This is a genomic window from Streptomyces sp. NPDC054840, assembly GCF_053611065.1.
In genome coordinates this window covers 1-8330 of the sequence record NZ_JBSGZP010000306.1, presented here as the reverse complement: position 1 = coordinate 8330, position 8330 = coordinate 1, and the positions used below count along the sequence as shown (strand labels likewise).

The 8330-nt window shown below is 69.9% G+C and carries 8 protein-coding genes and 1 pseudogene; 7 read left to right on the top strand and 2 right to left on the bottom strand.

Annotated features, from left to right (window positions below; all coding sequences use genetic code 11):
- Positions 1-47: 47 nt before the first annotated feature.
- A complete protein-coding gene (ndgR, locus tag ACWGIU_RS21450; RefSeq protein ID WP_007266782.1) occupies positions 48-764 on the bottom strand; it encodes an IclR family transcriptional regulator NdgR in 717 nt (238 codons plus the stop codon).
- Positions 765-948: 184 nt separating this feature from the next.
- Between ndgR and leuC the strand changes: the two genes are divergently transcribed.
- From leuC to ACWGIU_RS21430, 4 genes are all read left to right on the top strand, one after another.
- Positions 949-2373, top strand: a complete 1425-nt coding sequence (gene leuC / locus ACWGIU_RS21445; RefSeq protein WP_453708081.1) for a 3-isopropylmalate dehydratase large subunit — start codon at positions 949-951, stop codon at positions 2371-2373.
- Positions 2374-2376: 3 nt separating this feature from the next.
- Entirely contained in the window at positions 2377-2970 is a 594-nt protein-coding gene (gene leuD / locus ACWGIU_RS21440) for a 3-isopropylmalate dehydratase small subunit (protein WP_453708080.1), read from the top strand.
- A 137-nt stretch (positions 2971-3107) separates the two neighbouring features.
- Positions 3108-3335, top strand: a complete 228-nt coding sequence (locus ACWGIU_RS21435) for an SCO5555 family protein (RefSeq protein WP_030009267.1) — start codon at positions 3108-3110, stop codon at positions 3333-3335.
- 144 nt (positions 3336-3479) lie between these two features.
- On the top strand, positions 3480-4160 hold the full coding sequence (locus ACWGIU_RS21430) for an HU family DNA-binding protein (RefSeq protein ID WP_453708078.1): 681 nt from the start codon (positions 3480-3482) through the stop codon (positions 4158-4160).
- Between the two features lie 317 nt (positions 4161-4477).
- Here the strand turns inward: ACWGIU_RS21430 and cofC are convergent.
- A pseudogene (gene cofC / locus ACWGIU_RS21425) lies at positions 4478-5128 on the bottom strand (2-phospho-L-lactate guanylyltransferase); the annotation flags it as partial.
- Between the two features lie 190 nt (positions 5129-5318).
- On the opposite strand from cofC, the gene ACWGIU_RS21420 reads away from it, so the two are divergent.
- Genes ACWGIU_RS21420 through ACWGIU_RS21410 form a run of 3 tightly spaced genes read left to right on the top strand, consistent with a single transcriptional unit; the run spans position 5319 to position 8275 of the window.
- Positions 5319-6071 carry a lysophospholipid acyltransferase family protein gene (locus tag ACWGIU_RS21420; RefSeq protein ID WP_453708076.1) on the top strand — a complete coding sequence of 251 codons (753 nt, stop codon included), beginning with the start codon at positions 5319-5321 and terminating at the stop codon, positions 6069-6071.
- Positions 6068-7078 carry an NAD(P)H-dependent glycerol-3-phosphate dehydrogenase gene (locus tag ACWGIU_RS21415; RefSeq protein ID WP_453708074.1) on the top strand — a complete coding sequence of 337 codons (1011 nt, stop codon included), beginning with the start codon at positions 6068-6070 and terminating at the stop codon, positions 7076-7078. Before ACWGIU_RS21420 ends, ACWGIU_RS21415 begins: the two co-directional genes overlap by 4 nt.
- A 39-nt stretch (positions 7079-7117) precedes the next feature.
- Positions 7118-8275, top strand: a complete 1158-nt coding sequence (locus ACWGIU_RS21410) for a D-alanine--D-alanine ligase family protein (protein ID WP_453708072.1) — start codon at positions 7118-7120, stop codon at positions 8273-8275.
- Positions 8276-8330 lie beyond the last annotated feature (55 nt).

The following is an 8330-nucleotide window of genomic DNA, read 5'->3' as shown; positions in this document are numbered from 1 at the left end:
GCGTCGTACGCGCCCCCGGACCCGGGGGTGAACAGGTGGGTGAAAGGTCAGCCGGAGCGGCGCAGTGCCTCCGTGAGCCGTGCGGCCGCGTCGATGACGGCCTGGGCGTGCATCCGGCCCGGGTGGCGGGTCAGCCGCTCGATCGGTCCGGAGACCGATACGGAGGCCACCACGCGGTTCGACGGCCCGCGTACGGGCGCCGAGACGGAGGCCACGCCGGGCTCCCGTTCGCCGATCGACTGCGCCCAGCCGCGACGCCGTACGCCCGAGAGTGCCGTCGCCGTGAAGCGCGCGCCCTGAAGGCCGCGGTGGAGCCGCTCGGGCTCCTCCCATGCCATCAGGATCTGCGCGGCCGAACCGGCCTTCATCGGGAGCGTCGAGCCCACCGGAACGGTGTCCCGCAGGCCCGAGAGCCGCTCCGCGGCCGCCACGCAGATGCGCATGTCTCCCTGGCGGCGGTAGAGCTGTGCGCTCTCTCCCGTCACGTCACGGAGGTGGGTGAGTACCGGTCCCGCCGTGGCCAGCAGGCGGTCCTCGCCGGCCGCGGCGGCGAGCTCCGCCAGCCGCGGTCCGAGGATGAACCGGCCCTGCATGTCCCTCGCCACCATCCGGTGGTGTTCCAGTGCCACGGCAAGGCGATGCGCCGTGGGTCGTGCGAGCCCTGTCGCCGCGACCAGCCCGGCGAGGGTGGCCGGACCGGACTCCAGTGCGCTCAATACCAGAGCTGCCTTGTCGAGAACGCCGACGCCGCTAGAGTTGTCCATGAAACGATATTCGCGTCTCACACTGTGAAACGCAAGTTCAATTTTTCCAAGAACGAGCGAGTCTGTATGTGCGGGTCCACGAACCACTGGGTCCGAGCCGTCGTCCGGGACGTGGGGTACGGACGGCACGGCGCACAAGATCTCTATGAAGCGCCGGCACAACCGGCCGGCCGGAGGGAAAGCGATGGGTAGGACACTCGCGGAGAAGGTCTGGGACGACCATGTCGTCCGGCGCGCCGAAGGTGAGCCCGATCTCCTCTTCATCGATCTGCACCTGCTGCACGAGGTGACCAGCCCGCAGGCCTTCGAAGGGCTGCGTCAGGCCGGCCGCAAGGTCCGACGCCTCGACCTCACCATCGCGACCGAGGACCACAACACCCCCACCGTCGACATCGACAAGCCGATCGCCGACCCGGTCTCCCGCGCCCAGCTGGAGACACTGCGGGCGAACTGCGCCGAGTTCGGCGTGCGCCTGCACTCGCTGGGCGACGTCGAGCAGGGCGTGGTCCACGTCGTGGGACCGCAGCTGGGTCTGACCCAGCCCGGCACCACCGTGGTCTGCGGCGACTCGCACACCTCCACGCACGGCGCCTTCGGCGCGCTGGCCTTCGGTATCGGCACGAGCCAGGTCGAGCACGTGCTGGCCACCCAGACGCTGCCGCTGGCCCGCCCGAAGACGATGGCGATCACCGTCACCGGCGCGCTGCCCGACGGTGTCACCGCGAAGGACCTGATCCTGGCGATCATCGCCAAGATCGGCACCGGCGGCGGCCAGGGCTACATCCTGGAGTACCGGGGCGAAGCCATCGAGAAGCTGTCGATGGAAGCCCGCATGACCATCTGCAACATGTCGATCGAGGCCGGTGCCCGCGCGGGCATGATCGCCCCGGATCAGACCACCTTCGACTACCTGCAGGGCCGTGACCACGCCCCCACGGGCGAGGACTGGGACGCGGCGGTCGCGTACTGGAAGACCCTGCGCACCGACGACGACGCGGTCTTCGACGCGGAGGTCGTCGTCGACGGAGCCGCGCTGTCCCCCTTCGTCACCTGGGGCACCAACCCGGGCCAGGGCGCGCCGCTCTCGGCCGACGTCCCCGACCCGGCTTCGTACGAGGACGCTTCGGAGCGCATGGCCGCCGAAAAGGCCCTGGAGTACATGGGGTTGACCGCGGGGCAGCCGCTGCGGGACATCAACGTCGACACCGTCTTCGTAGGTTCCTGCACCAACGGCCGCATCGAGGACCTGCGCGCCGTCGCCGGCATCATCGAGGGACGCAAAGTCGCCGACGGCGTAAGGATGCTGGTCGTCCCGGGCTCGGTCCGGGTCGCCCTGCAGGCCGTGGAAGAGGGTCTGGACAAGGTCTTCAAGGAGGCCGGCGCCGAGTGGCGGCACGCGGGCTGTTCGATGTGTCTGGGCATGAACCCCGACCAACTGGCGCCCGGTGAACGCTCCGCGTCCACCTCCAACCGCAACTTCGAGGGCCGGCAGGGCAAGGGCGGTCGTACCCACCTGGTCTCCCCGCAGGTGGCCGCCGCCACCGCGGTGCTGGGCCATCTGGCCTCGCCCGCCGACCTGTCCGCCGCCGACGCGACCGCCGGAGTCTGAACCATGGAAGCCTTCACCACCCACACCGGCCGGGCCGTCCCGCTGCGCCGCAGCAACGTCGACACCGACCAGATCATCCCGGCCCACTGGCTGAAGAAGATCACCCGCGACGGGTTCGAGGACGGGCTCTTCGAGGCCTGGCGCAAGGATCCGGAGTTCGTCACGAACCGCCCGGAGCGCGCCGGCGCGACCGTACTGGTCGCCGGCCCCGACTTCGGTACGGGTTCCTCGCGCGAGCACGCCGTCTGGGCCCTGCAGAACTTCGGCTTCAAGACGGTCATCTCCTCCCGCTTCGCCGACATCTTCCGCGGCAACTCTTTGAAGAACGGTCTGCTGACCGTCGTCCTCCCGCAGGAGACCGTCGAGCAGCTGTGGGCGCTGACGGAGGCCGACCCGACCGCCGAGATCACGGTCGACCTGGTCGACCGCCAGGTACGAGCGGAAGGTGTCGTCGCGGAGTTCGACCTCGACGACAACGCCCGCTGGCGTCTGCTGGAGGGTCTGGACGACATCTCGCTCACCCTTCAGAACGAAGCGGACATCGCCACGTACGAAAGCACCCGCCCCACCTTCAAGCCGCGCACCATTCAGGTCTGATTCCTGCCTGATCAGCGCTTATTCACCTTCTGGTGATCACATCGACAACGCTGTGCCCCCCGCCCTCCGGCGGGGGGCACAGCCGTTTGTTGAGGCCCCGTGAGGCGACAACTCGCCCCAGATGGCACAATCTGTGCATGGAACGCGACAGTCAACTCGAGCTCTACGAACTCGTCGCGGACCGGTTGAAAGAAGCACACACACGGGTGCGCTCACTGCAAGTCCCGGAGGGCGTAAGGATGGCGCTGTCCCGGAAGCTGTTGGTCGTCACGGCCGCGGCAAAGCATGATCTCGCCGATGCGGCCAGGCGCCTGGACAGGTTGATGAAGGACCTCGACGAGGGTCGATTCCCTGAAGGCGACTGATGCGAAGGAACTCCGTAACGGCCTACAGCGTTGCGGCACTAGGGTGATTAGCCCGTTTCGTGTTTGATTTGCGGTATATATCCGCCTAACGTGCGAAATAAGCTTGAACACATTCGTTCTGGCGAAGTCTCCGAAGGGGAAGACGTGAACAAGGCGCAGCTCGTAGAAGCGATTGCCGACAAGCTGGGCGGCCGCCAGCAGGCCGCGGATGCTGTCGACGCGGTACTGGACGCGATCGTCCGCGCTACCGTCGCGGGCGACCGGGTCTCGGTCACGGGCTTCGGCTCGTTCGAGAAGGTCGACCGTCCGGCCCGCTACGCCCGCAACCCGCAGACGGGTGAGCGCGTCCGGGTCAAGAAGACCTCTGTGCCCCGCTTCCGTGCCGGCCAGGGCTTCAAAGACCTGGTCAGCGGCACCAAGAAGCTCCCCAAGGGGGGCGAGGTGTCCGTCAAGAAGGCGCCCAAGGGCAGCCTCACGGGTGGTGCCTCCGCGACGGTGAAGAAGGCCGCGGCGAAGAAGGCCACCACCGCCAAGAAGGCCGCGGCGAAGACCACGGTCGCAAAGAAGGCCGGTGCCAAGAAGACCACGGCGACCGCCAAGAAGTCGGCGGTGAAGAGCACCGCCACGGCGAAGAAGGCCACCCCCGCCGCCAAGAAGGCCACCCCCGCGGCCAAGAAGGCCACCCCCGCCGCGAAGAAGACCACCCCCGCGGCCAAGAAGACCGCGCCGGCGGCCAAGAAGGTCACCGCAGCGACGAAGGCGCCCGCCAAGAAGACGGCGACGCGCAAGGCCACCGCGAAGAAGACCACCCCCCGCAACAAGTAGGGGCACGCGTCACACAGGCCGGGCCGGCTTTCCCCGTGCGGGGGAGCCGGCCCGCGGTGCGTTCGGGGCGCCGGCGACCGTCCCGGGCGCGAGCGCGGGCGGGCGTCCCTTCAGAACGTCTGCAGCGTCACCAGGGTGATCCGCAGGCTCGCACCCGCGCCGTCCGTCTCGATCCGGACCCGCTGCCCGGGCCGCAGCAGCCGCAGGCCGCCCGCGTCGAAGGCCGCGGCCTCGAAAGGCACCGGAGTGCCGTCGTCCAGCAGCACACTGCCACTGCGGGTCCGGGAGTCGTACGTGTACGCGGTCGCCTGCATACGAGCACTGTATCGGGCGGTGTGGCGCCCCACGCCGAGGGTGAGCGCGGTGCGCAGATCGGCCGCCGTGTCCACGTCCCGGCGCACGCTGTCGACGCCCGCGAGGGCGATTTCCCTCGCCCCCGAGGCCGAATGCCTGGCCCGTGACGGCCCCCCGAAGGAGGGGGCCAATTCCATGTCCGGCGCCGCGGAAAGGAGGGTCGTCCCGATTCCGACCGCATCCGCCAGAAATGCCCGCGGAAATGCCGAAGCGTTTTCGAGCACGCGTTGCAATTCCGGCGGCCGCAGCGCCGGCAGATCGGCGTTCAGCGCGGCCACCGCGGCACCCGGCCGCCCCGACCGCACCGCCCGCGCCCCGTGGTCCAAGGCCGCGTTGAGCCCGGCCGCCGGGGCGTCGGGGACGATCCGCGCCCCGAGCCGCGCCAGTTCCGCACCGGCCGCGGCGTCGTCCGTGACGACCACCACATCCGCGACCGCCGCGCAGGCCAGCGCCCCCGCGACGGTGTCCTGGGCGAAGGCCAGGGCAAGGCCCGGACGGGAGGCGCCGACGGCCCGCGCGAGACGGCTCTTCGCCACCGCCAGAGGCTTCAGCGGGACCACCAGACTCCAGACGGCGTTCGTGACGGACCCCTTCCCTCCGGTGCGCTCCGGCACATCCTTCGGCCATGGTCAGGTCATGGCCGGGTCATGTGTCGGCCCATTGTCGCTTCCGCCCGGGCAACCCGGGAGTCCGGCGGGGTGAGCGGGGCGTACGGTGTTCTCGACAGAGACCGGGCGTGGGGTGACACTTGTCCGGCCGACGAGGTGCCGAGGCCGCGCACCGGTCCTAGAGGAAGGTGTCCGAGTGTCCCGCCGCAGAATCGGCTTCTGGTACCGCCTGGCGGCGGTCATCGCAAAACCGCCGCTGGTAGTGCTCTTCAAGCGGGACTGGCGGGGAATGGAACACATTCCGGCCGAGGGCGGCTTTATCACCGCCGTCAATCACAACTCGTATCTGGACCCGCTCTCGTACGCGCACTTCCAGTACAACACCGGCCGCGTGCCCCGATTGCTCGCCAAGGCCGCCCTCTTCAAGGTCCCCATTGTCGGGTCGATCCTGCACGGCAGCGGACAGATCCCCGTCTACCGGGAGTCCACCAACGCGCTGGACGCATTCCGGGCCGCCGTGGACGCCATCGAGCGGGGCGAATGCGTGGCGTTCTACCCGGAGGGCACACTCACCCGCGACCCCGACATGTGGCCGATGGCCGGCAAGACCGGCGCCGCCCGCGTCGCACTGATCACCAGGGCACCCGTGATCCCGGTGGCCCAGTGGGGCGCGAACCTCGCGATGCCGCCCTACGCCAAGGAGAACAAGGTCCGGCTCTTCCCGCGCAAGACCCTCCAGGTGCTCGCCGGACCGCCGGTGGACCTCTCCGCCTTCTACGACCGGGAACCCACCCCGGAGGTCCTGCGGGAGGTCACCGAGACCATCATGGCGGCCATCACCGCGCTGCTGGAGGAGGTGCGCGGCGAGACCGCGCCCGAGCAGCCGTACGACCATCGCAACGCCAGGGCGGAACAGCGGCGCAAGGCCGCAGGGGAGGGCAACAAGTGACACGTCCCGTGAAGGCGACCGTCTTCGGAACAGGCTCCTGGGGCACGGCCTTCGCCATCGTGCTCGCCGACGCCGGCTGCGAGGTGACGCTGTGGGGCCGCCGCCAGGAGGTGGTCGACGCCATCAACACCGGCCGGACCAACCCGGACTACTTCCCCGGCGTCGAACTCCCCGCGAACCTCCGGGCCACCACCGACCCGGCCGAGGCCGCGGCCGGCGCGGACTTCACCGTGCTCGCCGTCCCGTCCCAGACCCTGCGCGAGAACCTCGCCGCGTGGACGCCCCTGCTGGCCGCCGACACCGTGCTCGTCTCCCTGATGAAGGGCATCGAACTCGGCACCGCCAAGCGGATGAGCGAGGTCATCGAGGAGGTGGCCAAGGTCCCCGCCGAGCGCATCGCCGTGGTCACCGGCCCCAACCTGGCCGCCGAGATCGCCGCCCGCCAGCCCGCCGCCTCCGTCGTCGCCTGCGTGGACGAGAGCGTGGCCCGGCGCCTCCAGGCCGCCTGCCACACCGCGTACTTCCGCCCGTACACGAGCACCGACGTCACCGGCTGCGAGCTCGGCGGCGCCGTCAAGAACGTCATCGGCCTCGCCGTCGGCATCGCGGACGGCATGGGCCTGGGCGACAACACCAAGGGCTCCCTCATCACCCGCGGACTCGCGGAAGCCACCCGCCTCGGCGTCGCGATGGGCGCCGACCCGCTCACCTTCTCCGGCCTCGCGGGCCTCGGCGACCTGGTCGCCACCTGCTCCTCGCCGCTCTCCCGGAACCACACCTTCGGCACCAATCTGGGCCGCGGGATGACCCTGGAGGAGACCATCGCGGTCACCAAGCAGACCGCCGAGGGCGTCAAGTCCTGCCAGTCGGTGGCGGATCTGGCACGCCGCCACGGGGTGGACATGCCGATCACCGACACGGTGGTGGACATCGTCCACCACGGCAAGCCGACCCTGGTCGCGCTCAAGGACCTGATGGGCCGCAGCGCCAAACCGGAACGTCGCTAGCTCCTTTCCGGACGCTTGAGCGGGTACTCTCGTGGCGATATGAGCAGCGAGAACCTCCCCCAGACCCCTGAGCAGCAGGGCCGCAAGCCCCGCGTGGCCGTCGTGTTCGGCGGCCGCAGCTCGGAACACGCCATCTCGGTCGTCACGGCGGGCGCCGTGCTGCGTTCCATCGACCGCTCCAAGTACGAGGTGCTGCCCATCGGCATCACCACGGACGGCCGATGGGCGCTGACCGCCGACGAGCCCGAGCGGATGGCCATCGCCGACCGCAAGCTCCCGAGTGTCGAGGAGCTCGCCGACTCCGAGGACGGCGCCGTCGTGCTCTCGGTCGACCCGGCCAGCCGCCAGGTCGTCTACACCGAACCGGGCGCCGTCCCCAAGGCCCTGGGCGAGGTCGACGTCGTCTTCCCCGTCCTGCACGGCCCGTACGGCGAGGACGGCACCCTCCAGGGCCTCCTGGAGCTCTCTGGCATCCCGTACGTCGGCTCCGGCGTCCTCGCCTCGGCCGTCGGCCAGGACAAGGACTACATGAAGCGGGTGTTCACGTCCTTCGGGCTGAGCGTCGGCCCGTACGTGACCATCCGGCCCCGTGAATGGGAGACCGACCGGGACGCCGCCACGGGCAAGATCCTGGACTTCGCCGCCGAACACGGCTGGCCGCTGTTCATCAAGCCCGCCCGGGCCGGATCCTCCATCGGCATCACCAAGGTCGACGACGCCTCCGGCCTGGACGCGGCGGTCAGGGAGGCCCGGCGCCACGACCCGAAGATCATCGTGGAGGCGCTGCTGCGCGGCCGCGAGATCGAGTGCGGGGTCCTGGAATTCGAGGACGGGCCGCGCGCGAGCGTCCCCGCGGAGATCCCGCCGGTCTCCAGCCACGACTTCTACGACTTCGAGGCGAAGTACATCGACTCCGCCTCCGGGATCGTGCCCGCCCCGCTCACCACCGAGCAGACCGCCGAGGTCCGGCGGCTCGCGATCGAGGCCTTCGAGGCCGCGTCCTGCGAGGGCCTGGTGCGTGCCGACTTCTTCCTCACCGAGGACGGCACCTTCGTCATCAACGAGATCAACACGATGCCGGGCTTCACCCCGATCTCCATGTACCCGCTGATGTGGCAGAAGACGGGCATCGAGTACCCGGAGCTGGTGGACAGCCTGATCCAGGCGGCCCTGCGCCGCTCCACCGGCCTGCGCTGAGACCCGAGCGTCGTCCGAAAAGCCGACCGCCCGCCGACCGCCTTCGAAGGCGGTC

Excerpts from the sequence above, each read along its gene's own strand:
- leuD (WP_453708080.1), top strand. The coding sequence starts at position 2,377 with ATGGAAGCCTTCACCACCCACACCGGCCGGGCCGTCCCGCTGCGCCGC.
- leuC (WP_453708081.1), top strand. The coding sequence starts at position 949 with ATGGGTAGGACACTCGCGGAGAAGGTCTGGGACGACCATGTCGTCCGG.
- ACWGIU_RS21435 (WP_030009267.1), top strand. The coding sequence starts at position 3,108 with ATGGAACGCGACAGTCAACTCGAGCTCTACGAACTCGTCGCGGACCGG.
- ACWGIU_RS21410 (WP_453708072.1), top strand. The coding sequence starts at position 7,118 with ATGAGCAGCGAGAACCTCCCCCAGACCCCTGAGCAGCAGGGCCGCAAG.
- ndgR (WP_007266782.1), bottom strand. The coding sequence starts at position 764 with ATGGACAACTCTAGCGGCGTCGGCGTTCTCGACAAGGCAGCTCTGGTA.